The 23,528-nt window shown below is 69.7% G+C and carries 22 protein-coding genes; 5 read left to right on the top strand and 17 right to left on the bottom strand.

The window, feature by feature from the left end:
- Window positions 1–82: 82 nt before the first annotated feature.
- A complete protein-coding gene (locus KIK09_RS32105) occupies window positions 83–505 on the top strand; it encodes a nuclear transport factor 2 family protein (RefSeq protein WP_214323155.1) in 423 nt (140 codons plus the stop codon).
- Here the strand turns inward: KIK09_RS32105 and pdxR are convergent.
- Complete coding sequence (pdxR, locus tag KIK09_RS32100) at window positions 475–1,917, bottom strand: MocR-like pyridoxine biosynthesis transcription factor PdxR (protein WP_275956345.1); 1,443 nt, start codon at window positions 1,915–1,917, stop codon at window positions 475–477. The two genes, KIK09_RS32105 and pdxR, sit on opposite strands and share 31 nt — an antisense overlap.
- Window positions 1,918–2,361: 444 nt before the next feature.
- On the opposite strand from pdxR, the gene KIK09_RS32095 reads away from it, so the two are divergent.
- Complete coding sequence (locus KIK09_RS32095; RefSeq protein WP_214323153.1) at window positions 2,362–2,535, top strand: hypothetical protein; 174 nt, start codon at window positions 2,362–2,364, stop codon at window positions 2,533–2,535.
- Here the strand turns inward: KIK09_RS32095 and KIK09_RS32090 are convergent.
- On the bottom strand, window positions 2,519–3,694 hold the full coding sequence (locus tag KIK09_RS32090) for an MFS transporter (RefSeq protein ID WP_308164404.1): 1,176 nt from the start codon (window positions 3,692–3,694) through the stop codon (window positions 2,519–2,521). The two genes, KIK09_RS32095 and KIK09_RS32090, sit on opposite strands and share 17 nt — an antisense overlap.
- Window positions 3,691–4,575, bottom strand: a complete 885-nt coding sequence (locus KIK09_RS32085) for an EamA family transporter (protein ID WP_250574119.1) — start codon at window positions 4,573–4,575, stop codon at window positions 3,691–3,693. Before KIK09_RS32085 ends, KIK09_RS32090 begins: the two co-directional genes overlap by 4 nt.
- 80 nt (window positions 4,576–4,655) lie before the next feature.
- Between KIK09_RS32085 and KIK09_RS32080 the strand changes: the two genes are divergently transcribed.
- Window positions 4,656–5,156, top strand: a complete 501-nt coding sequence (locus KIK09_RS32080) for a MarR family winged helix-turn-helix transcriptional regulator (RefSeq protein WP_214323152.1) — start codon at window positions 4,656–4,658, stop codon at window positions 5,154–5,156.
- Here KIK09_RS32080 and KIK09_RS32075 read toward each other — a convergent pair.
- The 13 genes from KIK09_RS32075 to KIK09_RS32015 all read right to left on the bottom strand — a co-directional run bounded on the left by KIK09_RS32075 (window position 5,149) and on the right by KIK09_RS32015 (window position 20,882).
- The gene (locus KIK09_RS32075) at window positions 5,149–6,348 is read right to left on the bottom strand and encodes an RNA polymerase sigma factor (protein WP_214323151.1); all 1,200 of its coding nucleotides are present in this window, start codon (window positions 6,346–6,348) and stop codon (window positions 5,149–5,151) included. The two genes, KIK09_RS32080 and KIK09_RS32075, sit on opposite strands and share 8 nt — an antisense overlap.
- A 19-nt stretch (window positions 6,349–6,367) precedes the next feature.
- Window positions 6,368–6,730: a YciI family protein gene (locus tag KIK09_RS32070; RefSeq protein ID WP_214323150.1), complete on the bottom strand. Its 363-nt coding sequence runs from the start codon at window positions 6,728–6,730 to the stop codon at window positions 6,368–6,370.
- A gap of 10 nt (window positions 6,731–6,740) precedes the next feature.
- Entirely contained in the window at window positions 6,741–7,946 is a 1,206-nt protein-coding gene (locus tag KIK09_RS32065) for a DUF418 domain-containing protein (protein ID WP_250574118.1), read from the bottom strand.
- A 69-nt stretch (window positions 7,947–8,015) separates the two neighbouring features.
- Window positions 8,016–10,757 carry an ICP22 family protein gene (locus KIK09_RS32060; RefSeq protein ID WP_214323148.1) on the bottom strand — a complete coding sequence of 914 codons (2,742 nt, stop codon included), beginning with the start codon at window positions 10,755–10,757 and terminating at the stop codon, window positions 8,016–8,018.
- 92 nt (window positions 10,758–10,849) lie between these two features.
- Entirely contained in the window at window positions 10,850–12,166 is a 1,317-nt protein-coding gene (locus KIK09_RS32055; protein WP_214323147.1) for a lipopolysaccharide biosynthesis protein, read from the bottom strand.
- Entirely contained in the window at window positions 12,159–12,953 is a 795-nt protein-coding gene (locus KIK09_RS32050) for a polysaccharide deacetylase family protein (RefSeq protein WP_214323146.1), read from the bottom strand. Before KIK09_RS32050 ends, KIK09_RS32055 begins: the two co-directional genes overlap by 8 nt.
- Window positions 12,950–13,879 (bottom strand): glycosyltransferase family 2 protein, encoded by a 930-nt coding sequence (locus KIK09_RS32045; protein WP_214323145.1) that lies wholly within the window; start codon window positions 13,877–13,879, stop codon window positions 12,950–12,952. The genes KIK09_RS32050 and KIK09_RS32045 overlap by 4 nt, the downstream gene beginning before the upstream one ends.
- 16 nt (window positions 13,880–13,895) lie before the next feature.
- Window positions 13,896–14,729 (bottom strand): glycosyltransferase family 2 protein, encoded by an 834-nt coding sequence (locus tag KIK09_RS32040; protein WP_214323144.1) that lies wholly within the window; start codon window positions 14,727–14,729, stop codon window positions 13,896–13,898.
- 159 nt (window positions 14,730–14,888) lie between these two features.
- The gene (locus KIK09_RS32035) at window positions 14,889–15,758 is read right to left on the bottom strand and encodes a GNAT family N-acetyltransferase (RefSeq protein ID WP_250574117.1); all 870 of its coding nucleotides are present in this window, start codon (window positions 15,756–15,758) and stop codon (window positions 14,889–14,891) included.
- Window positions 15,759–16,012: 254 nt separating this feature from the next.
- A complete protein-coding gene (locus KIK09_RS32030; protein ID WP_214323142.1) occupies window positions 16,013–16,390 on the bottom strand; it encodes a hypothetical protein in 378 nt (125 codons plus the stop codon).
- Window positions 16,391–16,682: 292 nt separating this feature from the next.
- Entirely contained in the window at window positions 16,683–18,338 is a 1,656-nt protein-coding gene (locus KIK09_RS32025) for a sigma-70 family RNA polymerase sigma factor (protein WP_214323141.1), read from the bottom strand.
- Between the two features lie 101 nt (window positions 18,339–18,439).
- Window positions 18,440–20,122, bottom strand: coding sequence for a substrate-binding domain-containing protein (locus tag KIK09_RS32020; RefSeq protein ID WP_214323140.1), 1,683 nt, complete (start codon window positions 20,120–20,122; stop codon window positions 18,440–18,442).
- Window positions 20,123–20,351: 229 nt separating this feature from the next.
- Entirely contained in the window at window positions 20,352–20,882 is a 531-nt protein-coding gene (locus KIK09_RS32015; protein ID WP_308164403.1) for a cation diffusion facilitator family transporter, read from the bottom strand.
- Window positions 20,883–21,108: 226 nt separating this feature from the next.
- Here KIK09_RS32015 and KIK09_RS32010 point away from each other — a divergent pair, with 226 nt between their 5' ends.
- Window positions 21,109–21,888: a DUF4184 family protein gene (locus tag KIK09_RS32010; protein WP_308164402.1), complete on the top strand. Its 780-nt coding sequence runs from the start codon at window positions 21,109–21,111 to the stop codon at window positions 21,886–21,888.
- Between the two features lie 46 nt (window positions 21,889–21,934).
- The gene (locus KIK09_RS32005) at window positions 21,935–22,684 is read left to right on the top strand and encodes a TrmH family RNA methyltransferase (RefSeq protein WP_214323596.1); all 750 of its coding nucleotides are present in this window, start codon (window positions 21,935–21,937) and stop codon (window positions 22,682–22,684) included.
- A 1-nt stretch (window position 22,685) separates the two neighbouring features.
- Here KIK09_RS32005 and KIK09_RS32000 read toward each other — a convergent pair whose 3' ends face one another.
- Window positions 22,686–23,504, bottom strand: a complete 819-nt coding sequence (locus tag KIK09_RS32000) for a hypothetical protein (protein WP_214323138.1) — start codon at window positions 23,502–23,504, stop codon at window positions 22,686–22,688.
- Window positions 23,505–23,528: the final 24 nt, after the last annotated feature.

The following is a 23,528-nucleotide window of genomic DNA, read 5'->3' as shown; positions in this document are numbered from 1 at the left end:
CGCAGCCACCGGCCGGCCTCCCGCCCGACCCTGTCCGGATATGGCGAGTTCGCGGCGGCGGCGAAGCCTAGGGTTGGCCGGTATGTCGCAGGAGAACCTGGACGTCGTCACGAACGCCTGGCGCGCTTTCGCCGGGCACGACGCCACCGAGATCGAGCCCTTCTTCACCGAGGATGCCGAGTGGCTGGCCCCGCCGGGCAACGCCACCGCCGTCGCCCTGGGCGGTCCCAGCCACCTGGTCGGCAGGAAGGCGATCACCGGCTTCATCGCCGTCGACTTCCTGCGCATGTTCGTCAAGGACGTCGCCATCGACTTCCACGGCATGTACGCCTCCGGCGACCGCGTGATCGTCGAGGAGACGATGACCGCCACCCTGGCCAACGGCAACGCCTACGCCAACGACTACTGCTTCGTCTTCGAACTGCGTGGCGGCCGGATCCACCGGGTCCGCGAATACATGGACACCGCCCGCGCTCACCGCATGGTCTTCGGGACCCCGGCCTGACCGAAATGCGCATGCAGAGCGCTGATGAGAGACGTGACCGCGTTGCCGTAGGCGTGGTCGGCCGGGGTCGCGTAACCGATGAGGATGCCGAGCGGGGACTCCTCCGGCCGGTCGTAGAAGGACGAGATGCCGTCGACGTGGATGCTGCGCTCGGCCAGGTGGGTGACGAGCCGGGCCTCCTGCTGTGAGTCTCCGGGGAGGCGGAGGACGGCGTGCAGGCCCGCGGCGATGCCGGAGAGCCGTCCGTGGGGCAGTTGCCGGGTGACGGCGTCGCCGAGCAGGTCCCGGCGCCGGCGGTAGCTGGTCCGGCAGCGGCGCACGTGGCGGTCGAACTCGCCCGTCTCGATGAGCCGGGCGAGGACGAGCTGGTCGATGACGTTGACGTAGGACTCGTCCCAGCGCGTCGCCTCCTGCAGCGGGGCGAGGAGACAGTCAGGGAGGACGAGCCAGGCCAGACGCAGGCCGGGAGCGATGGTCTTGCTGGCGGTTCCCGCGTAGATGACCCGGTCGGGTGCCATGCCCTGGAGGGCGCCGACCGGCTGGCGGTCGTAGCGGAACTCGCCGTCGTAGTCGTCCTCGACGATGAATCCGCCGGCTCGCCGTGCCCAGGACACGAGCTCGACGCGGCGGGCGGGGCTCAGCGTGACTCCGAGCGGATACTGGTGGGCGGGGGTGACGACGGCGGCGTTCTCGCGCGTGAGCTCCTCGACGATCAGCCCCTCGTCGTCGATCGGGACGCGAAGGGCGCTGTGGCCCAGCTGTTCGGCGAGCACGGGGTAGTCGGGCTCGGTCGGGTCCTCGAAGGCGATCCTGGCGGGGGAGCCCAGGTGTTGCCCCAGGATCTGGCAGATCACGCGCAGCGCATGGGTGTAGCCCGCGCACACGATGATGTGGGCCGGTGTGGCGACGACACCGCGGGACCGGCCGAGGTACTCCGCCAGCGCCTGCCGCAGCTCGAGGGCTCCGGCTCGCTCGCGGTAGCCGAACGCGGTGTTGGGGGCCTTCTGCATGACGTGCCGGGTGGCGGCGAGCCACTCGCGTCGCGGGAAGGCGGCCAGGTCGGGAAAGCCCGACCGGAGATCCACGCCCCGTACGGGCGGCAGAGTGGCCGGGGGCGGCGGTGCGGCTTCCTCGGGGGGCGCGGTGGGGTGCGGGGCCACGCGAATGCCCGACCGCGGCCTCGACTCCAGATACCCCTCGGCGATGAGCTGGTCCAGCGCCTGGGTGACCGTGCCACGCGCGACGCCCAGATCACGTGCGAGCGTCCGGGACGAAGGCAGCGGCGTTCCCGGCGGGAGCTGGCCTCGGCGCATGGCATCACGCAGGGCGTGCTCCAGACCGGCTCGCAGGCCTGCTTCCGGCCGGAGATGCAGGTGGAGATCAAGTCCCCATCTGGACCACTGATCCTCCATAGATCTGGACTATATCTCTGCGCCAGATGCTTCCTAGCGTGGGGGTATGAGACATCTAGCAGCGGCCATCGGTCTCACGAACTACCTCATGGGGCCGTCTCCTTCTTCAGCGTCGAGACCGGCACCCGGCTCGTCGTGCACGGATCGATCCTGCGACGAACGGCGGTGGGGTGCCGGGCAGTGGCTCAGAGGATGGCGACGAGGCTGAGACCCGCCGGAAGTATCTTCCGAAATGCACAACCCTTTACGGTTCGACTTTCCCGGCGTACCTAGACTGACCCCATGGCTGCCACCGAGCCATCCCGCATCTCGGATGCGGAGCAGCTCAAGGCACCGGGGCACCCGCTCCGCGTGTGGTCCTTCACGGCCACCTTCTTAGGCCTCCCCTTCCGACGCTGAGATTCCGACGTCACCGAGGGATGGAGCCGCTGAGGAGGTCGGGGGATGGATCCTGGTATGCACCGCTACCTGCAACAGATGCGCGCGGCCGAGCTGCAGGCGGAGGCCGCCAGGTGGCGGCTGGCCCACCAGGCGGCCGCCGCGAGGCGCCACAGGGGCGCTCTGCGGCGGCGGCTCGGGTGGGTGATGGTGGAGGTGGGGCTCAGGCTCGTGGCGTAGCGGGTTCGAGCGGGCGGCCCACGCGGGCCCGCAGGACGACCAGCGTGGTCAGGACGGTGAGGGCCGCGCCGAGCCAGAGGACGCCCGTGAGCGTGACCGTGTCGACGACGATGCCGCCGAACAGGGCGCCCAGGGCGATGGCCAGGTTGAAGACCGAGGTGTTGAGCGCGCTGGCCGCCTCGGCCGCGTCGGGGGCGGCCTTGAAGATCAGCATCTGCACCCCGACGGGCACGCCGCCGAAGGCCAGGCCCCACAGCAGGACCAGGCCGATCCCGGTCACCGGGGTGCCCCCGGCGAGCGGGAAGAGGGCCAGGACCGCCGCGAGCAGCAGGCTGCTGCCGGCCACGGCGGCCCGCACGTCACGCCCGGCCACCACGCCCGCGAGGAACGTGCCGAGGATCCCGGCGACGCCGAACCCCAGCTGGACAGGCCCGATCGCGGCCGCGGGAACCCCCGAGACGGACTGCAGCAGCGGGCTGACGAAGGTGAACGCCGCCCAGTGCCCGCCGACCAGCAGGAACGTGGCCAGCACCGCGACGCGGATCGCCGGGTTGCGCAGCTGCGAGACCAGCGTCCCCACGCTCACGGCCGAGGTGGCGGGCAGCGGGGGCAGCAGCACGAGCAGCGCCAGCGCCACCAGCAGCCCCAGCCCGGCCACGGCCAGGAACGAGGCCCGCCAGCCCGTCAGCTCGCCGAGCAGCGTGCCCGCCGGCACGCCGAGCACGTTGGCCGCCGTGGCGCCGCCGAAGGCCAGCGAGGTCGCCCGCCCCATGTGCTGCGGGGAGACCAGCCGGACGGCGACGCTCGCGGCCAGCGCCCAGAACCCGCCGATGCTGACGCCCGCCAGGAACCGCGAGGCGAGCAGCACAGGGAACCCGTTCGCGACGGCCGACAGCAGCGTGGCCAGCACCATCAGCGCCATCAGTCCGAGGAGCACGATCCGCCGGTCGAGCCGCCGGATCACGACCGGCAGCAGCGGCGCGGTGGCCGCGGCGACCAGTCCGGGCACGGTCACCATGAGGCCCGCCGTACCGGGGGAGATGTGGAGCGCGCCGCTGATCGCGGTGAGCAGCCCGACGGGCAGGGACTCGACGGTGACCATGGCGAAGGTTCCGACGGCGACCGCGATGACGGCCAGCCATCCTCTGCGGGCGTTCACTTCCTGCTCCCCAGGGTCTGGCCGGCGACCAGGGCGCCGAGCGCGAGCGTGAAGCCGACCAGCTGCCACCCGGTGAGCGTCTGCCCCAGGATCAGCAGTCCGGCCAGCGTGGCGACCAGCGGGTTCGTCAGGCCGAGCAGCGACAGCGAGGTGGGCTGGAGCCGGTCGATGCCGCGGAACCACAGCGCGTAGGCCAGCGCGGTCCCGACGATCCCCAAGTAGGCGAACCCGAGCAGGTTCGTGCCGGTGATCGCGGCGGGAACCCCCTCGACCAGCAGGGTCAGCGGGAGCAGCACGACGCCGCCCACGGTCAGCTGCCATCCGGTCATCACCAGCGGCGACTCGGGCCGCCCCCACTTCTTGGCCAGCACGATCGCGGTGGCCATCAGCGTGGTCGCGGTCAGCATGGCCGCGATCCCGAGCGGATCGAGCCGCGCCGCCGAGCTCAACGTCAGCAGCGCCACACCGCCCGTGCCGGCAAGGGCTGACAGCAGTACGGCACGCGCGGGCCTGACCTGCAGCACCACCAGCGACAGCAACGCCACGACCAGCGGCTGGACGGAGCCGATCGTGGAGGCGACCCCGCCGGGCAGCCGGTAGGCCGCGAAGAAGATCAGCGGGAAGAACGCCCCGAAGTTCAACATGCCGAGCACCGCCGACTTCCACCACCACGAGCCCTTCGGCAGGCGGCGGGTGAAGGCGAGCAGCACCAGTCCGGCGGGAAGGGCCCGCATCGTGGCGGCCAGCAACGGCCGGTCAGGCGGGAGCAGGGTCGTGGTGACCACGTAGGTGGTGCCCCAGCTGGCCGGCGCCAGGGCTGCGAGCACCAGGTCGCTCGCGTGGCGGGTGCTCAGGACCCGCGGGGCCGTGATGGTGGACATCCGGATCGCCTCTCATTGATAATCTCAACGTTGAGACAAAGTATCTGAACGTTGAGATTATTTCCATTGAGAGGATTTCCGTGGCCGACGCCGTCGACGAGCTGATCGCGCAGTGGGGGCGGGAGCGTCCCGACCTGGACGTGTGGCCGATGGGCATCGTGGGGCGGGTCTCCAGGCTGTCCCGGGTCTTCGACCGGCAGCTCAGGGAGTTCTTCACCGAGCACGGGCTGGAGTACTTCGAGTTCGACGTGCTGGCCACGCTGCGGCGCAGCGGCCCGCCGTACGAGCTGAACGCGGGCGCGCTGCTCAAGGCCGCGATGGTGACGTCAGGGGCGATCACCAACAGGATCGACAAGATGGAGCGCAAGGGTCTCGTCGAGCGCACTCCCGACCCTGACGACCGCAGGTCGGTGCGGGTGCGGCTCACGCCGCACGGTCACGAGCTCATCGACCGGCTCGTCGACCTGCACGTGGAGAACGAGAAACGGATGCTGGCGGCCCTGGACCCCGAGCAGCGCGAGCAGTTCGCCGGGCTGCTGCGTCACCTGCTCGAAGCGGCGGGAGACACCTCACTCAAGTGAGGCCGAGCCGGGCGGCCCGCGCGCGCAGGTAGCGCTGCTCGGGCAGGCTGAGCGTGCCGCGCGCGGCCTGCTCGTACTCGCCGCGCGCCGCATCGGCCGCGCCCGCCAGTTCCAGCAGATGAGCCCGTACGGCGTGCACCCGGTAGTGCTCCTGGAGCTCGATCGTGGACAGCTCGGCCAGGCCCGCCTCGGGTCCCTCCACCATGGCCAGGGCCACCACCCGGTTGAGCGTGACCATCGGGCCCGGCGCGAGGTGCTCGAGCAGGTCGTACAGGCCCAGGATCTGCGGCCAGTCGGTGTCCTCGGCCCGCGCCGCCTCGTCGTGCACGGCCGCGATCGCCGCCTGCACCTGGTAGGGACCCAGCGGCCCCGAGGCCAGCGTCTTGGTGATCAGCTCTACGCCCTCGGCGATCGCCGCCGGGTCCCACAGGCCGCGGTCCTGCTCGTCGAGCGGTATCAGCGCGCCGTCGGCGCCGGTCCTGGCCGCCCTGCGCGCGTCGATGAGGAGCATGAGCGCCAGCAGCCCCGCCACCTCGTCGTCGCCGGGCAGCAGGACGCGCAGCTGCCGGGTCATGCGGACCGCCTCCGCGGTGAGCTCGACCCGCTGCAGGTCCGCGCCCGAGCTGGCCGCGTAGCCCTCGTTGAAGATCAGGTAGAGCACGTGCAGCATGGCCGCCATCCGCTCGGCCCGCTCACCGGGCGGCGGCATCACGAAGCGCGCCCCGCTGTCCTTGATCCGCTGCTTGGCCCGGCTGATCCGCTGCCCCATCGTGGCCTCGGGCACCAGGAACGCCCTGGCGATCTCTCCGGTCGTCAGCCCGCCCACCGCGCGCAGCGTCAGCGCCACCTGCGTGGCCGGCGTGAGCGCCGGATGGCAGCACAGGAACAGCAGCGTGAGCGTGTCGTCCACGGCTGCCACGGGCTCCTGCTCCACCTCGGCCATGGCCACGCTCTCCTCGCGCCGCCGGCGGGCCGTCTCGCTGCGCCACGCCTCGATCCTGCGCCGCGAGGCGACCGTGATCAGCCAGCCCTTCGGATCGTCCGGCACTCCCTGCTCGGGCCACTGCGTGGCGGCCGCGAGCAGCGCCTCCTGCACGGCGTCCTCGCACCCGGCGAAGTCGCCGAATCGCCGCATCAGCGCGCCCAGGACCACCGGCGCCAGCTCCCGCACCAGCCCTTCGAAGCCCGTCATGACGCTGTACGGCGGGCCGTCACGGCAACTCGCGCACCGGCCGGATCTCGGCGGCGCCCACCGCCACCTCCGGGATGGCGGCCGCGATCTCCACGGCCCTGTCCATGCTGTCGGCCTCCACCAGGTAGAAACCGGCCAGCAGCTCCTTGACCTCGGCGAACGGCCCGTCGCTCGCCAGCGCCCTGCCGTCGCGCACGATGACGTGCCTGGCCTCCTCCACGTCCATGAGCGACTCCGAGACGATCAGCTCGCCCGAGGCCGTCAGCGAGTCGTTGAGCTCGGCGTAGGCGCGGTAGGCCGCGGCACGGTCGGCGTCGGTGAAGCCCTCCTCCCAGATCTTCCTGGTGGACGGGTTCCGGTAGATCAGGATCAGATACTTCACCGCCGGCCTCCTAGACGGTCGTGGAGGAGTGGCGCGCCCGGTAGGACCGCGACGACGGCCTGCTCCAGTAGGTGAGGAAGCGCAGCAGCCACTCCACGGGCCCGTAGCGATGCCCCCGCAGCCAGAAATGGCTGTAGGCCACCTGTACCCCGAAGATGCCCACCGCGATCACCACGAGCAGCGGCGGGCTCACCCGGTCCACCAGGGCCAGGCCGTACCCGGTGAAGATGAGCGAGCAGATCAGCGACTGCCCCAGATAGTTCGACAGCGCCATCCGCCCCGGTGCCGCCAGCATCGCGCCCACCCGCGGGATGTACGGCAGCAGCCGCAGGAACGTGGCCGCGTAGGCGGCGGCGAGCAGGGGAGCGGTGACCAGGTCGACGGCCTGCCCGAGGAACTTGTGGAAGGCGCCGTTCCACGCCGACTGCGTGTAGAAGAAGGCCCCGGCGATGCCGACCGTGAAGCCGACCCACTGGAGCCTGCGCAGGGCCGCGGTGTGCGAGCCCAGGTCGCGCAGCACGCCCAGCTTGCCGATCGCCAGCCCGATGAGACAGGCGGCCAGCACGGCGGGTCCCTGGAAGAAGATGCGCAGCAGCACGATGAGCGACAGCTTGCGCAGGTGCTCGGCGATGATCTGCAGGGCCGAGCCGTCCATCGCGGCGTCGGACTTGATCGCCTCGGCGGTGCCGTGCGAGACCGTGCCCGCGGTCTCGAGCCCCAGCATCGACAGCACGGCCAGCAGCACGAATCCGAGCGCCAGCAGCGAGGTGAGCCCGATCGCCAGCATCACGGCGGTCTTGGGCTTGATCTTGCGCAGGATCAGCAGGGCGAGCCCGACGAAGGCGTAGGTGGTCAGGATGTCGCCGGGGAACAGCAGGATCGCGTGCGCCAGGCCGAGCAGGAGCAGCCCGGCCAGGCGGCGCAGGAACATCGGCACGAACGCCTTGCCCTGCCGTACGGCGGAGTCCAGTTGCAGCGTGAAGCTGTAGCCGAACAGGAAGGAGAACAGCAGGTAGAACTTGTTCTCCAGGAACATCGTGACGACCCACCGGACGACCCAGTCGAACGGCGAGTCGAAGGCGGGCTCGGCCAGACCGGCCATCCGGTAGCCGGAGGCGAGGTAGGCGATGTTGACGACGAGGATCCCGAGAAGGGAGAACCCGCGTAACGCGTCAACCGACGTGATTCGCGATGCCGCGAGTCGCCCGTCCCCCATAGTGCGAAAAGTCTCCTGAGTCGTCATCAGCGAACATCATCCCGCATAACCTGAGAGTTTCCTGTGAATTCAGTGATTTAGAGCGATATAGATGAATCGCTCGATGATCACGCCGAATGCGACCAGGAACGCCGGAATCGCCACGTAGAGCAGGCGACGCCGCGCACGCGGAGCGCGCTCGGGTCCGTGCAGACGGATCACCTCGTAGCCGAAGAGCGCGATCCACGTCACAGCCAGCCCCGCGACCCCGATGGGCGTCCATGGCGTGGTCGGGTCACCCCGCCCCTTGTAGGGCTGGGGATCGGGGATCTCCGTGCCCTTGACGAACTTCTTCCATGTGTAGAGCGCCGCGTCGGCGTTGGAGAAGACCTTCTTCACGTCGGGGGACGCGTCGAGCGCGGCCCTGAACTTCTCGCCCCAGCCCTCAGGGAAGCCCTCGTTGAGCTGCAGGTAGCTGACCTGCCCGCGGCTGACCACGAGATAGGTGTTGCGGTCGCGCGCCTTCAGCGCATCGACCGCGTCCTGGATCTGCGTCGGGTCCTTGTTCACCTTGGCCTGGCCGTTGAAGTTGACGATCTCGACGTCCTTGGCGCCCCACGGCAGGGTAGGCGTGACCTCGGGGCTGGCCTTGGGCACCAGGTACAGCACGCGGGCACTGGGCTTGTCGTGGTCGTAGACGTACTTCATGGCTGCGATCTCACCGGTGGTGACCCGCTCGAACTTCTCGTTGCCGTAGCGGGCCAGCAGGAACAGCCCGGCGAACAGCACCGCGAAGCAGGCCGCGAGCACGACCGACAGCTTCTTGGTCAGCTGCGGGTTGAAGCGCACGTTCCGCTTGCGGATGGGCACCGTCTCCTCCCGCACGTCGGCACTGTCGGCCGGCAGGTTCGGGAAGAACGCGTACGCCGCCAGCAGGCAGGATCCGGGCAGCGCGAACATGTAGACGCGCAGGCCCATCTCGCCGCCGTAGCTCTGCAGGCCCATCGCCAGCACGGGGACGCACAGCAGGATCATCGCCATCCGGTCGTGGACCCCGCGCCGCAGCCGCCGCAGCAGCCCGACGGCGGCCAGCGACAGGATGATCACCAGGATGCCCAGCCGGGCCTTCAGCACCATCGCGTGCGCGGGGTCACTGCCCTCGATCCGGCCGCTGGAGCTGTTGACGAAGTTCTGGATGAGCCGGCCGAACCCGCCGAAGATCGCGTCGATCTGGCCGGCCCAGAAGCCGACCGTCTGGTAGCTGATCCAGGCCAGCACCACCAGGCCGAGGAAGAACGGCAGCGCCCAGGTCAGCCTGGTCCGCTTGAACAGCAGGCACGCGGCCAGCACGCCGAGCATCATGAACGGCGTGATCTGGTGTGAGGCCGTCGCCGCGAAGAACAGGGCGATCAGCAGCATCAGCATCAGCAGCCGGTCGGCCCGGTAGGTCCCGGTGTTGGCGATCTCGCCGGGCGTCATCGCGTCGAGCTTGGCCAGCAGCCTGCGGATCTTCCCCTTCTCCGGCAGCGGCTCGGTGCGCTGCTCGACCCGGCCGAACCAGCGCATCAGGATCGCCACGAAGGCCAGGTAGAGAGCGAAGGTGAAGCCCTGCGGCGAGAAGTAGTCCTGGCCGATCCACTGCACCAGGACGAACAGCAGCGCCGCGAACCAGCGGGCCCGCGTGGTGGCCACCACCTGGCGCAGGATCAGCACGAACGGCAGCAGGTAGAGCAGGTTCGACAGCAGCGGCGTCCACTGCAGGATCGGCGTCAGGTCGGTGATCCCCGCCGCCTTCGTCACGAAGGCGAACAGCGCGAAGAACCCCGGCCAGCCCATCCGGGCGTCGATGTTGATCGCGGTCTCGCCGCTCCTGCCGATGAACTCCACGAATCCGGCATGGATGTACGCCGTGGGGAAGCGCGGCTCCGTGGCCACCAGCGCGCCCGCGCCGTGCAGCGCGAACGTGATGACCGCGATCTGGAACAGCAGCAGGAACTTCCTGTCCGTGCTCTGAGCCACGGTGACGAAGAACGACACCATCATGATGAGGAGCGCCGCGAACGCGCTCAGCGGCAGCGCGGCGATCAGACCCAGACCGTTGATGGCGTTCGGATCGACGCCCCGCAGCGGGCCAGGCGCCACCTTCAGCGCCAGCACGTACATGATCAGGCCCTCGACGGTGAGCAGCACCGGCAGCCAGCTCGGCGCGGCCAGCACGAGCTGCGCGGCCCTGCCGGCCAGCCCGCCGGGCTTCGCCGGCGCCTGCGGCTTCTGCGCGGGCTTGGCCGGCTTGGCGGGGGCCACCGGCGCGGGAGCCGCCGCACTCTGCGGCGAGGCCTCAGATGGGGCCTCGGGCGGGGCCTCGACCACGAGCCTGGCCAGCCCGGACTCCCGCGCGGGCTTGGCGCCGCCGGGAAGCCGCAGGTTGACGGTGCGCTCGGCCTCACCCGACGGCTTCGCGTCGGCCGGAGGCTTGCGCTCGACGGGAGGCTTGGCCTCGGGACGCTTCAGCGCGGGCGCGGTGTCGTCCGTGTCCGCCGTCTCGGCCTTCTCCTCCGGTACGGCGGGCGTCTCGGGCTCCGCCTCGGCGGGCGTCGGAGGAGCACCGATCTTGACGACGAACGACTCGGGAAGCCGCTGCGTCGTCGTGGTCTCGTCCTCGTCATCGCCCGGAGAGTCCTCGGCGCCCGGCATGTCCGCAGCGTCCGAGGAGTCTTCGGGAACCGAAAGGTCCGAGGTGTCAGGGGTGTCCTCGTCCGGTCCGGATGACTCATCCGGGTCCGGTAGCGACAGCCGGGGGATCACCCCGGTTGCCTCCGGATCGAAGGACACGTCTGACTCCTCCCCTGTCTCCCCTCGCACCCCGGAGGAGCCGGTGATCCCCGTTGTCATGCCATCGCCGTCCCGTTGCCTCACGTTGACCATCATGCGGCCCCGGGCGACCCCTGAGTGACGCTGGGCTGCCCTGTTTCGCCAAATTTGAGAACTTTACGTAGTCCGGGGAAGATCAAAATTGCCATCAGGATCTCGCTGAGCAGCACGCCGTACCCGACCGCGTCGACCCCCGCGAGCGGGAACAGCGACACGGTGGAGACCAGCACCAGCCCGGCCAGCCCGATCTGGATCGCGGCCAGCCGCTTGGCCACCTTCTGCGCCCGCAGCGTGCTCAGGTAGACCTCGATCAGCACCCGCGGGAAGACGGCCAGCGCCATCAGCCGCAGCAGCGTCGTCCCCTCGGCCGCGAACTCCTTGCCGAAGATCGACAGGATCAGCGGCGCGGCCACGATCGCCACCACGATGCACGGCGTGATGAGCAGGAAGGCCCGTTTGAGCGCCCTGCGGCTGTTGGCGGCCAGCCTGCTCCGGTCGAAGGAGCCCTCCGCCGTGAGCGAGGCCGCCATGTTCATCGCCAGCAGCTCGATCATGCTGGCCAGCGTGTGGGCCATCGAGAAACGCCCGAACGTGGCCTCGCCCACCTGGGTAGCGATCACCACCGGCACCAGGTACACGATGGCCATCATCGACAGCTGGCCGGGGAAGTCCCCGGCCAGGAAGCGACCCACCTCGCGCAGCTGCGGCGGCTCGCGGTCGGCGGAGTGCTCCCTGACGTACTTGGGAACGGCGTAGCCGAAGATGAACCAGTTGACCGGGATCAGCGCCAGAGCCGTGGGCACGATCCAGGAGACGAAGATGCCGCCGGTGGGCAGCGCGCCGGCCATGGCGATCAGCAGGCCCATCTTGACCACGCCGAAGACCAGGTTGTTCAGCGGTACCCAGGTGGCCTTGCGCAGCCCGACGAGCACGTAGTCCTGCAGCGTGAACACCGCCCACACCAGGACCGAGCCCAGGAAGAACACGCCGGGTCCGAACCCGCCGAGCACCTGGTAGGTCTGGCCCCACAGGGGCAGCGTCAGCAGGAACCCGACCGCCGCCGCCCCGCCGGCCGCGGCGGCCACGCCGTACCCGCGCAGGATGAACTCCGGCGTGCGGCGGCCCGCGATCGGCAGGAACGTGACGATCGCGCCCTGGAAGCCGAGCGCCATCAGCGAGGCGAACAGCCGCATCGCGGTGATCGTCGCCTGCCCGCGCCCGAACTCCTCGGGTGAGAAGAAGTGCGCGGCCAGCAGCCAGTAGCCCATGCCGAGCGTCGCGGTGATGACCGTGTTGGCCATCAGCGCGTAACCGTTGCGGAACAGCGGGTTGCTGAGATCGCGCAGGATCCGCTGCCAGAGCCTAGACATGTCCGCGCACCCGCTGCAGGCCGTACCTGGTCCGCCTGACGACCGCGTATCCCTTGGTGAGGATGCGCTCGCGCAGGTAGATCAGCGGTACGGCGCTGCCCTCGACGGCGCGCCTGAACATGCTGAGGTTCGTGTGGTAGGAGACGGTCAGCCGGGGGATGGCGAGCATGTCGTGGCGGTCCGCGGCGATCATGTTGTTCACGGCGCAGGCGGCGAAGTAGCCGGCCCTGCGCACCTCGCGGCGGACCCTGGCGCTGGAGTAGCCGAAGGGGTAGGCCATGGTGGCCACCGGGGCGCCGATCTTCTCCTCCAACAGGCCCTTGTTCCTGCGCAGCTCCTGGCGCAGGTCCTCGGTGCGCAACTGGTCGAGCTGCGGGTGGCTGTGGCTGTGGCCGCCGATCTCGATGCCGGTCTGGGCGGCCTCGCGGGCCTGGCTCCAGGACAGCATGGCGTCGAGCGGCCGCCCGGCCGCGTCGCCGCCCGCGTCGGCCACCCACCCGCTGGTCAGGAAGACCGTGGCGGGGAAGTTGTAGCGCTCGAGCAGCGGCAGCGCCGCACTGTGGAAGTCGGCGTAGCCGTCGTCGAAGGTCACCACGATCGGCTTGGGCGGCAGGGCGTGCTTGTTCACCGAGGCGACCAGCGCGCCCAGCGTGAGCGGCGTGAACCCGCTCTCCGACAGGTAGGCCAGCTGCTCGGCCAGGGCGGACGGCCTGACCGAGTGCGGCTTGGTCTCCTCGGTCGGCCGGTCGGTGACCGAGTGGTACATCAGGATCGGTACGCGGGTCATCGCAGCCTCCAGGATCCGACCACGTAGCCCCAGGTCGTCCAGGCCAGGCCGATCACGATCGCGGCGGCCCTGCCCAGACCTCCGACGTCACCGCGGAGCGCCTCGCCGACGCCGCGCAGCGCGCCGAGGGGCAGGGTCTTCATCGCGTGCGCGCGCTCGCTCGCCAGGCCGTCCTGCGACCCGACCTCCCGCGTCACCAGCGCCTTGGACAGGCCCTCGGCGTAGCAGCGGGAGCGGAAGTAGGCGAAGCGCTCGCGCTGCCTGGACACCTTGTGCCCGATCACGGCGCTCGGCTGGAACAGCATGACCGCGCCCGGCTTGCGCTGGCTCAGCCGGATGCAGAACTCGGTCTCCTCGCAGCCCAGCGGCCTGGACTTGCGTCCCTGCACGCTGCGGCCGATCCCGCTGTGGAAGCCGCCGACCTCGGCCACGACCTCCCTGCGGAAGGCGGCGTTGCCGCCCATGACGTTGCGGATGGGCGCCTTGACCTCGGGCATGCCGCGGTAGGTGCACCCGACGGTCCAGTCGAACTCGTAGGGGAACCACCGCGGCCTGCGCTTGGAGGCCCAGAGTGGATCGGTCCGACCGCCGACGCCGACGACATCCGGATCCTGGAAGCCCTCCTCCAAAGCCTCCAGCCAGCCGGGATCGGCGACCGCGTCGTCGTCGAGGTAGGCGACGATGTCACCGGTGGCCACGTCGGCCCCGGTGTTCTTGCCGCCGGACAGGCCCTGCTCGTGGGTGTTCTCCACGACGACTGCCTGCGGGTACGCGCGCTTGAGTTTCAGATGCAGGTCCGGGTTGTGGTCGACCACCAGAATCAGCTCGTACGGCGGGCGGGTCTGGTTTCCGACCGATTCCACTGCCTGTCTGATGTCCTCCCAGCGCTCCTCGGTGTAGACGCAGATGACGACGGACGTGTTCACTTCACTGGCCTTCGAATTAAGCGACGCCCCGGTCGGCGGCTGGGGCGGCGGTTGGCTCGGGCTGCGCGGGCGCAGGCTGCCTGCGCCACTCACGCAGGATGGTCTTGAGCACCCGGAAGCCGTCGCGGACGGCCCGCAGGTTGCTCTCACCATGGATGCGGCAGCGTTCGTGGCTGGGCACCTCGTGCACCTTCAACCCGGCCTTGGCGGCCCGCACGTTCATCAGCGTCTCCACCTCGAAGCCGTCGCAGTCGAGGTCGAGCACGTCCAGGTGGCGGGCCCAGAAGGCGTTGTAGCCGTAGCACAGGTCGGTGTACTGCGTGCCGTACATCAGGTTCACCAGGCCGGTGAGGACCTTGTTGCCGAAGCGGCGGCTGAAGGTCAGGTCGTCGCTGCCGCCGCCGGCGGCGTAGCGCGAGCCCTTGACGAAGTCAGCGCCCGTCACCAGCGCGCCGACGAACGCGATGATCTCGTGGCCGTCGGTGGAGCCGTCGGCATCGATCATCACGATGATGTCGCCGGTGCAGGCGGCGAAGCCGGCGGCCAGCGCGTCGCCCTTGCCCTTGCCGGTCTGGGTGACGATCTTCACGTTCGGGCGCAGCCGCCTGGCGACCGCGACGGTGTCGTCGACCGACCTGCCGTCCACCAGGACGATCTCGTCGATCCACTGGGGGAGTGTGGCGAAGACATGCGGGAGGTTCTCCGCCTCGTTCATCGCCGGCACCACGACGCTCACCGTTGGAGATATGGCCAGGTGAGGCGTGAGGGGCGTGAACCGCTCAATCGGCGGCATCGAGCGCAACGGGCCATTGATGACCTTGCCGTTGTGCTTGGTGATCTCGGGACTCATGGTGAGGGAAATCCTTCCGGGACCCCACCGCGAGCAACCACCCCGGGGTGCTGAGGGAATGGCGGATGCGGAGAACGGTGCATTGGAGGGTCCAATGAGGTGAGGGTGGGTGCTGTGGTGTGCTGTGCTGCTGTTACTGCTGGGGCGAGGGTGGAGCGCTCAACGCGCTCCGGTTGGTTCCTTGACAACTGGGTTGGGTGACTCTTGGTGCAGAGAGGTGCGCACCCGACCGAAGCCCTTCAGGACACGATCGGCCGCTCTATAGAGAGACGGTCGATCCATGACAATTGTTCGGGCTTTGTTGAAAGGAGTTCTCCCCATCCAGTGGACCGCCGCCGCCGCGGAGGGTCTGGAGATGCGGCCCTCGGCGACGTACAGGACTCCGCTCTTGAGCCAGTCCTTGTACTCCTTGCCGCCCTTGCCCATGTCGACCATGTGCAGGCCCGCTCCCGCAGCGGCCTCGGCCATCTGCAGGTGGTGGACGATGCCCGGGGAGTAACGGGCGTACTCGGTGTCGTAAGCGGGGAACCATCCGACCAGCGTGGTGGCCGTCCGCAGTCCGAAATGGCCGGCGACCGGGACGTCCCCGGCGTACAGCATCGTCAGGACCCCGGAGAAGTCGGGCGTGGCGAGCCCGTGCATCTCCTCGATCAGCTGGACGATCCACGGCTGAGCGAAACGGTCCACTCTGCCGGTACGCCGGTACTGGTCTGACTTCCAGGCGAGCAGCGTATCGAGCACCTTCTTGTCGGCCGAGGCCCACTCGAAGCGCAGGTCACCCTGCTCCCTGCCGAGTTTGCGCTCCTTGTAGCGCACGGTCTTCAGATTCTTCGGGGAGTTGGCCTTCACCTGGTCGATCCAGGCCTCGAAGCCCGCGGTGAAGTCCATGACCGGCGCCGGGCGGACGTCGGTCTCGTACGGGGCGAACGTCGGCTGCCCCGCGACCAGATGGTCGAAGTCGAAGACGCTCAGCTTGCACGCACGCAGCAGCGCCTTGGCGTCGACCTTCAGGTCCGGAATTGAGATCAAACCGTGACACGTAGTGAGGAAGCCGCCCAGCGGCTTCCCGATCCCAAAACTGTGTCTTTCATAGGGGAAGAACCCGACTATCCGGTTTGCATCCTGGATGACCGCCACCCTCACGTAGTCGCGCAAGCGGTCCATCGCCAGGGCGAACTCGACAGAAAGGAACGGGTTGTCGAGGCTCGGATCGGCTTTCTGTATCTCCCGCCATCGGGACCGTTCGGAGTCGCCGAGCTCCCCCGGGCGAACGACTGAGATGTTCACCTTGCCCTGGCCCCCTGTTCGGTCTGCATGTTCTTCCCCCGGTACAACACGCGAAGCACGTACATGAACCCTCCGAGCACGGCGACGGTAGCCACGCCGGCCCTCGGAGACCACGCGTGGAAGAGCAGCATGGCCTGGGCAAGGAGAACGTTCATGACGAGACTTGCCGCGGCTCCTACTGATAGTGCGGCAAGCGGGTCACGATCACGCAACAGTCCGACGACCGCTGCGCCGGGAACGACGAGAAGGAACAGCGAGATCAGGAGCGGGCGCAGCGGCGTCTCTATGTCGAAGAGCGCGATCACCGCACCCGCGATGCACGCGAGCGCGAGCAGCCACGTGAACGCCTTGAGCGCTCTGCGGTGCTTGAGCATCTACTGTCTCTCTCCTGGCTCCTGGCAGACTACGGGCACGATTGATCGCATTGTCATGGGACCAATCCGCCCCTGGACACGTCAATGCCGACGCTTGGAGAAGCGCTCCGGTTTACCCAGGAGCCGATTTTTCTCGTGTGTCGATAAACACACCGTCAAGACCCAGGCCCGTGCGATCCCCAAGCACACCAGGATGCCCTATATGTGGGTGGATCTTCGAGTCAGGGTCCGTTTTATCCCCGTTTGTCACTCTAGTATTAGCTGGCACCAGATCTTGTGTGACGTTGCTCTCTCATGATCCGAGAGGCTGCGACGCGGTGCTGCTCTCGCCGCCGGACGGCGCGGTGTCGGTCGGCGTCGCGGGCGGGGAACTGGGGACGTCAGTGGGCGGGTCGGAAACCTGGGGCTGGTGGCCATGCCAGGTCAGCGAGCAGCCGGCGCCACCGCCGTTGGAGGCGAACGACACCGAGCCGCTGCCCGCCTCGTCCGGGTTGTTGGCCGTCACCCAGATCGCCACCGAGCCGCCGGCCTTGATCGTGCCGGTGGCGGGGAAGACGTCGAGCCCGGCGCTGGAGGTCGCGCTCCACGTCACGGTCGCGTTGCGGGCCGAGAGCCCGATCTTCGCGGCGCCGTCGAGCGTGCCGGGGCACGACACCGCGAGCTTGGCGCCCGGCAGCGGGCGGCGGCGGGTGGCCGTGGGCGCCGGGGCCGCCGGCCGGGTGGTGGTCGCCGCGGGCGCGGGCCGGCTGGTCGGCGGTGGCGTGGTGTTCACCGTGAGCTCGGGGCTTGACGTCGTGGTCGGGTCGTCGGGCGGCTCGGTGGCGGTCTGGAGATCCGGCTCGGCGCTGGTGGCCGTGGCCGAGGGGGTGGGCACCAGGTGAAGCGCCGCCGCGTCCGTGCCGTCGGCGCCGCGGTTGAGCACGACCATGGTTCCGGTGGCCGCCAGCACCGCGATCCCGGACAGCAGGACCGGCGCCAGCCTGCGCCGCCTGCGCCGGGGGTGGCCGTCCAGGTCCAGCCGGTGCGAGCCGGCGCCGAGGTCGAGCGCCTCGGTGGGGTCGCCGGTCTCGCGGCGCCTGGCCGTACCGCGGCGCCTGCGGGAGCCGGTGGACCTGGCCGGAGCGGGGAAGCCGCTCCTGTCGAAGCTGTCGCTGCGGTCGGTGATCAGCACGCGGGTCTGGTCGGACTCCGGATCGCCGCAGGTGTCGATCACCCGGCGGCGCAGCGAGATCGGCGGGAACGCCACCGGCACCAGGTCGAGCAGCCTGGCCGCCGAGACCTGGCGGTGCCGCCCCTCGGTGCACACCTCGCACCCGCTGATGTGCCCTGACAGGCGGCGCCGCAGCAGCGGGGTGAGGGGCCCCTCCCACGAGTCGACCATGGCCGACAGGTCGGGGCAGTGCGCCCGCCCGGTCCTGGCCAGCACGACGGCGGCGGCCGCGTTCTCCAGGTGGTCGCGGGCCCGGCCGAGGCGGGAGGCGGCCTGGCGGGAGGTGAGCCCGAGCACGCCGCCCACCTCGGCCGGGGTCAGCCCGTGCCTGACCGACAGCTCGAGCACCTCGCGCTCGTTCCTGCTCAGCTCGCCCAGCGCCTCGTGCACCAGCTCGGCCAGCTCCGGGTCGTCCGGGTCGTCGAGCACGGGTGGCGGCAGGCCCTCGTCGTCCTTTCGGGCGAGCCTGGCCATGGCCTGGAACCTGGTCAGCGCGTACAGCCACGACCGCAGCCTGGTGCCCTCCTTGAGCCGGTCGACCCGGCCCTGGGCGGTGACGATCGCGTCGTGCACGGAGTCGGCCGCGCTGTCGCGGTCACCGGTCAGCGAGCAGGCGTAGTCGTGCAGGCGTTCCGCGTAGGCGTCGTAGAGCCTGGCGGGGGCGTCGGGGTCCGCGCGCCGCAGGGCGTCCGCCAGCTGGTGGTCGTCGGCGCGGTCGACGGTCGGCCATCCGGGCACGGATCTTCCCTCCCCGCAGGTGTGACTGTGCGGTTAGGACGTGCCCGGCATGTCCGTGGATGACGGGTCATAACGGCCGGGTATGGCTTGTTACCAGGGAGTCAGCCGTCACACTTGGGGGCGCAGAGGCGGCGCTGCATGCCCTGCAGGAAGAAGTCGCGCACCTGCAGGACGTTCTTGGCGATGTACGCCTCGCCGCCGGTGGCCTGGGCCAGCGCGTCCATCTGCTTCTTGCCCTTGGGCGCGTCGGGGCCGAAGGCGATCAGCAGGATGCTGACCGGGCGCTTGGGGTCGTACTTGTCCTTGAGGAACTTCAGGATCTGCGCGTCGCTGGTGCCGCCGTTCGGGTCGTCGTTGCCCGCGCCGTCGGTCAGGATCAGGATCGTGTTGATCTTGTCGCCCGCGTAGTTCTCGGTCATGTCGGCGTAGGCGGCCTTGAGCGTGTCGTTGAGCCCGGTGTCGCCCGTGGCCTTGGCCTGGATCGTGGCCAACTGCCTGGCCAGCAGGTCCTTGCGGGTCACGCCGTTGACCGTCTCGCTGAGCGGGCCGACGGAGACCGCTTCCTTCCAGTCCTTGGTGCCGTCGAGGAAGGTGGAGAACGCCCACACGCCGATCTCCGCGTCCGCGGGGAACAGGCCGAGGCCCTCGGTGGCGATCTTGCTGATGGCCTGCATACGGGTCATGTTCGTGCCCGGCACCGGCAGCGCCATCGTGCCCGAGACGTCGAGCAGGGTGAGCATCCTGGTGCCCAGGTTCAGCCTGGACCAGGTCTGGCCCATGCTGGCCACGGTCTTGGCGTCAGGCGCGGGCAGCGCCTGCGGGGCCTTGGGGTCGAAGCCCTTGTCCTTGGACAGCGAGTCGCCCGCCTTGCCGTCGGGGCTGCGGAAGCCCTGGTCGCGCAGGACCTTCTGAGCCCAGTCGAGGGCGAGCTCCTTCTGGAAGGCCGCCGCCGCCTTCTGCACCCCCGCGTCCTTGGTGAGCACCAGGACCGGGTAGTCCAGGCTCAGCGTGCCCTCGGCCGGGTACAGCGGCACCACCGGCGTCTCGGGCTTCTTGGTGTTGTAGAGGTAGATGGCCTGCTCGGAGGTGACGCCCACCGGGACCCGGTTGCCCGACTTGACCGTCAGGCTGGCCAGCAGCGAGCCGGGGTCGGCGACCAGCTGGGTCGACAGCTCCTTGAGCGCGCCGACCAGCGCCTTGTCCTGGCCGGACTTCTTGGCCAGGCCCGCGGCGGCCAGCAGCGCGGCCATGCCGGCCGAGTTCTTCTGCGGATCGAGCGCCAGCACGCGGACCTTCTTGACGGGCCCGTCCGGGTTCGCCACGTTCGACGCGGCGATCATGCCCGACCAGCTGGGCTGCAGGCTGCCCGACAGCTTGGCGGCCGAGGACTTGGCGGCCGCCAGCACGACCGGCGTGGTCGCGATCGAGGCGCCCGGCTCGGGGATCGCGGCGGCGGCCGCGGGCTCGGCGCGCAGCCGCGCCACCACCAGGCTGGAGTCGGCCACCCACAGGTCGGCGTTGACCTTCCCGGCGGCCAGGCCGCCGGCGGTGCGCGCGGTGGCCTCCTTGGCCACGGTGACCTCGACGCAGCGGCTGTCGATCGAGTGCAGCGCCTTGTTGTAGGTTCCGGCGATCTTGTTCAGCGCGGGCTGGATGTCCGCCGAGGCCGTCACGCGCAGTGGCAGCTTGCCGCCCGAGCAGTCGTGGTCGCGGTTGAAGATGACGAACGCGGCGACACCGAGCAGTACGGCCAGCGCCACGGCACCGGCCAGCGGGACGAGCACCCTGCCCCTGCCTGCGCTGCTTCTCCTGCGGGGAGGGGGAGGACCCTGGGCTCGATAACCATCATCGAGCTCGTCTGTGCGATGTCGCCCCACGATGTCCTCTTCGGTATGTGTCGAGACCTTCCGGAGACCCTAGCGGGAGATGCTCCGCAATACCTCCGGAACGATACTCGGTACGCTTCGTGTGGCAAAACAGCCCTTTTGGTGCGACGATTACCTAGCGTTGCGGTCAATGGCAGCATGCGTGACCGTGCCACGCGCGGATTCCTTCCCGCACGGCCACCGCCGCGAGCGCCACCGCCATCGCCGGGTCCACCCACCACCAGCCGAGTGTGTTGAGCCACAGTCCGGCCAGCACGCCCGCGGCCATCGCGGCGCAGATCAGGTTCTGCGTGCCCTCCCCGGCGGTCGCCGTGGAGGCCAGCCGTACCCCGAGCCGTCGCTTGGCCAGGCCCAGGGCGGGCATGCTGACCAGGCTGACAGTCGTCACGGCGATGCCGAGCGCGGTCGGCGAGGAGCGGTAGCCGTGCCCCAGGTCGTAGCCGACGTGCGCGATCAGGTAGGGCGCCAGCAGCCAGAAGCTCGCCGCGACCAGGCGGCGCGCGGTCGTCTCCGCGCCGGGGGACAGCATGCGCGAGCCGGTGAAGCGCCAGACCACGATGAGGCTCGCGGCCGCCTCCACGAACGCCGACAGCCCCCAGCCGATCAGCGCCACCGAGTGCGCCGACAGGCCGGCGAACAGGCCGAGCGTGCTCTCCACGGAGAGCCATGCAAGTGTGGCGATCGACAGTGTCCGGGCCCGCCTCGCGTCCCGGAGCCAATCGGCTGACGCGGCCGGATGTGCGTGAACCCGCTGGTCAGGCACCTTGATCCTCCGAACTCCCGCCACCCGGCCGTCGACAGCGCTACGTACCATACCCATTACTTAGCGTGACTTTATGGCAAGCGGGAAAGGATCGGTCAAGATTCACCGGGTTATCGTCGAAGTGATCGTTCACGGGGGAGGGTCAGTGCCGTTCACGCCAAGCCATATCGCAGCCGTAGTCCCTTTCATGAAGACCAAATGGGCAGATCCATGGGCGCTGGCCATCGGCGCGATGGTGCCCGATATGCCGATCTTCCTGCCGTTCCTGCCTGAATACCGCTACTGGCACTCGTGGGTGGGCGTGGTCACGCTCGACCTGTCCGCGGTGCTCGTCCTGCTCGGGCTCTTCCACCTGATGTTCAGGGAGCCGCTGATCTCGCTGCTGCCGCCGCCGCTCGCGGCCAGGGCGGCGCTGCTCGCGCCGTCCCGCTCGCTGCCCGCCATGGTCGTGGGCGGCGTGATCGGCGCCGCCAGCCACGTGCTGTGGGACTCCTTCACCCACTCCTACGCCAGCATCCAGTGGGGCGCCTGGCTGGGGACGTCGGTGTTCGGCGTCATCCACCTGTTCCGGCTGCTGCAGTACATCTCCTCGGTCGTCGGACTGGCGATCGTGGTGTGGTGGGCGTGGCGGGGCCTGTCGCGCATGTCGCCGACCGTCCTGCCCGAGCGGCTGCGGATCAGCCCCTGGGTACGGCGGGCCGTCCTGCTGGCCAGCGCGGTGGGGACCGTGACCGGCGCCCTGCTGTGGCCGCTGGTCGACGAGCCGGCGCCGCAACTGGGCCTGCCCAGCGTGATCACCAAGGTGGGCGCGGGCACCGTTATCGGCCTGTGCCTGGTGCTGACCTGTTACGCGGCCGTCTGGCAGGTCAGGCGGCTCGTGGCAGTATCGGAGGGTGCTTGAGTACGTGACCTCGGCGGACGATCCGCGCCTGGCTGACTACACCCGGATGCGCGACGTGGAGTTGCGCAAGAGCCTGGAGGCCGAGCGCGGGCTGTTCCTGGCCGAGGGGGAGAAGGTGATCCGGCGGGCGATCGGCGCCGGATACCCGATCCGCTCCGTGCTGACCACGCAACGCTGGCTGGAGTCGCTGGCGGACGTGCTCGGCGACGCCACGGTCTACGTGGCGAGCGACGAGGTCATGGCGGGCATCGCCGGGTTCCCGGTGCACCGGGGCGCGATGGCCTCCATGGCCAGGCTGCCGTTGCCGCCGGTGGACAAGCTCACCGGCCTGCGGCGCCTGCTGGTCCTGGAGGACCTGGTCGACCACGGCAACGTCGGGGCGATCTTCCGGTGCGCGGCGGCGCTCGGGGTGGAGGGCGTGATCCTCTCACCGCGCTGCGCGGACCCGCTCTACCGCAGGTCGGTCAAGGTGTCGATGGGCGCGGTCTTCTCGATCCCGTACGCCAGGATGTCCGACTGGTTCGACGGCCTCGATCAGCTGCGCAAGGCGGGCTTCCAGACCCTGGCCCTCACACCGGACCAGGAGGCGACCTCGATCGACCAGGTCGAACTGGGGGAGCGGGTGGCGCTGCTGCTCGGGTCGGAGGGCGACGGGCTGTCCTCGCACTGGCTGGCGGAGGCCGACGTGCCCGTCTGCATCCCGATGAGCGCCGCCGCGATGGCCGCCGGGGTCGACTCGCTCAACGTGGTGGCCGCTGCGGCGATCGCCTGCCACGGCCTGATGCGCGCGACCTGACCTAGTACCTGCACCGCCGCGTCCAGCGCTTGCCGGTGAAGACGTTCCTGCACTTGCCGGAGACCGGTCCCAGGCTCTCGTCATCGGTCTGGGTGCACACACCGTCCACCGTCTCGACGCAGTGGTCGGTGTCGACGCAGTCGCCGTCGATGGTGGCGGTGCAGTGTTCTTCGTCGGTCTCCTCGGTCTCCTCGGGCGCATCGGGATCCTCGTAGTCGATCGCCGCCTTGGCGGCGTCGCCGCCGCTCCTGCGCGCCCGGTACGCCTCGCTGTACGGCTCGCGGAAGGAGCCTTCCTCGGCCTGCCTGCCGACCCGCGGGACGTGGCCGTCCATGCGGATGTAGTACCAGGCGTAGCCCTTCTCGCCGTCGTCGCACCTGATGTCGGAGACCCTGATGCGCGTGGCCTGGCGGACGCACACCTGCACGCGGTCGTCGATGTCGGTGATCATCACGTCCGAGCCGACGCCGCCCTTGGCCGGAGCCCGGTAGGTCTCACCGGACGGTTGCCTGAACGAGCCCTTCTTCGCCTTCGACCCGGTGGCGGGGACCTTGGCCCGCAGCGGGAGGAAGTACCAGGCGCGGCCGGGTCGCGCGTCGTCGCAGCCTCGGTAGTTCACCCGGACCAGGGTCTTCCTGTTCACGCAGATCTCGATGAAGCCCGGGTCCTCGGTGTCCGTGTCCTGCGCCGGCTGCTCTGTCGGTGCATCGGTGGCGGGCGTCCGGGCGGGGGTGGGACTGGGGGTCGGGGCCGCGCATCCCGCGACCATGAGGACAGGTGCGACGATGGCGGCCAGCCGTAATCTGATCAGTGCCGACACTCCTCATGCGGGGCGGGAAGCTCT

It is taken from the genome of Nonomuraea sediminis (genome assembly GCF_018531495.1).
GTDB classification, from domain to species: domain Bacteria; phylum Actinomycetota; class Actinomycetes; order Streptosporangiales; family Streptosporangiaceae; genus Nonomuraea; species Nonomuraea sediminis.
Note: the sequence above shows the minus strand (reverse complement) of the source record. Positions and strands in the feature narration are given on the sequence as shown.

Coding starts and splice junctions, on each gene's coding strand:
- KIK09_RS32040 (WP_214323144.1), bottom strand. CDS start 14,729: ATGAGTCCCGAGATCACCAAGCACAACGGCAAGGTCATCAATGGCCCG.
- KIK09_RS32055 (WP_214323147.1), bottom strand. CDS start 12,166: ATGTCTAGGCTCTGGCAGCGGATCCTGCGCGATCTCAGCAACCCGCTG.
- KIK09_RS32075 (WP_214323151.1), bottom strand. CDS start 6,348: ATGACGGGCTTCGAAGGGCTGGTGCGGGAGCTGGCGCCGGTGGTCCTG.
- pdxR (WP_275956345.1), bottom strand. CDS start 1,917: ATGGAGGATCAGTGGTCCAGATGGGGACTTGATCTCCACCTGCATCTC.
- KIK09_RS32085 (WP_250574119.1), bottom strand. CDS start 4,575: ATGTCCACCATCACGGCCCCGCGGGTCCTGAGCACCCGCCACGCGAGC.
- KIK09_RS32050 (WP_214323146.1), bottom strand. CDS start 12,953: ATGACCCGCGTACCGATCCTGATGTACCACTCGGTCACCGACCGGCCG.
- KIK09_RS32030 (WP_214323142.1), bottom strand. CDS start 16,390: ATGCTCAAGCACCGCAGAGCGCTCAAGGCGTTCACGTGGCTGCTCGCG.
- KIK09_RS32005 (WP_214323596.1), top strand. CDS start 21,935: ATGCGCGACGTGGAGTTGCGCAAGAGCCTGGAGGCCGAGCGCGGGCTG.
- KIK09_RS32095 (WP_214323153.1), top strand. CDS start 2,362: ATGGATCCTGGTATGCACCGCTACCTGCAACAGATGCGCGCGGCCGAG.
- KIK09_RS32065 (WP_250574118.1), bottom strand. CDS start 7,946: ATGGGGGACGGGCGACTCGCGGCATCGCGAATCACGTCGGTTGACGCG.
- KIK09_RS32105 (WP_214323155.1), top strand. CDS start 83: ATGTCGCAGGAGAACCTGGACGTCGTCACGAACGCCTGGCGCGCTTTC.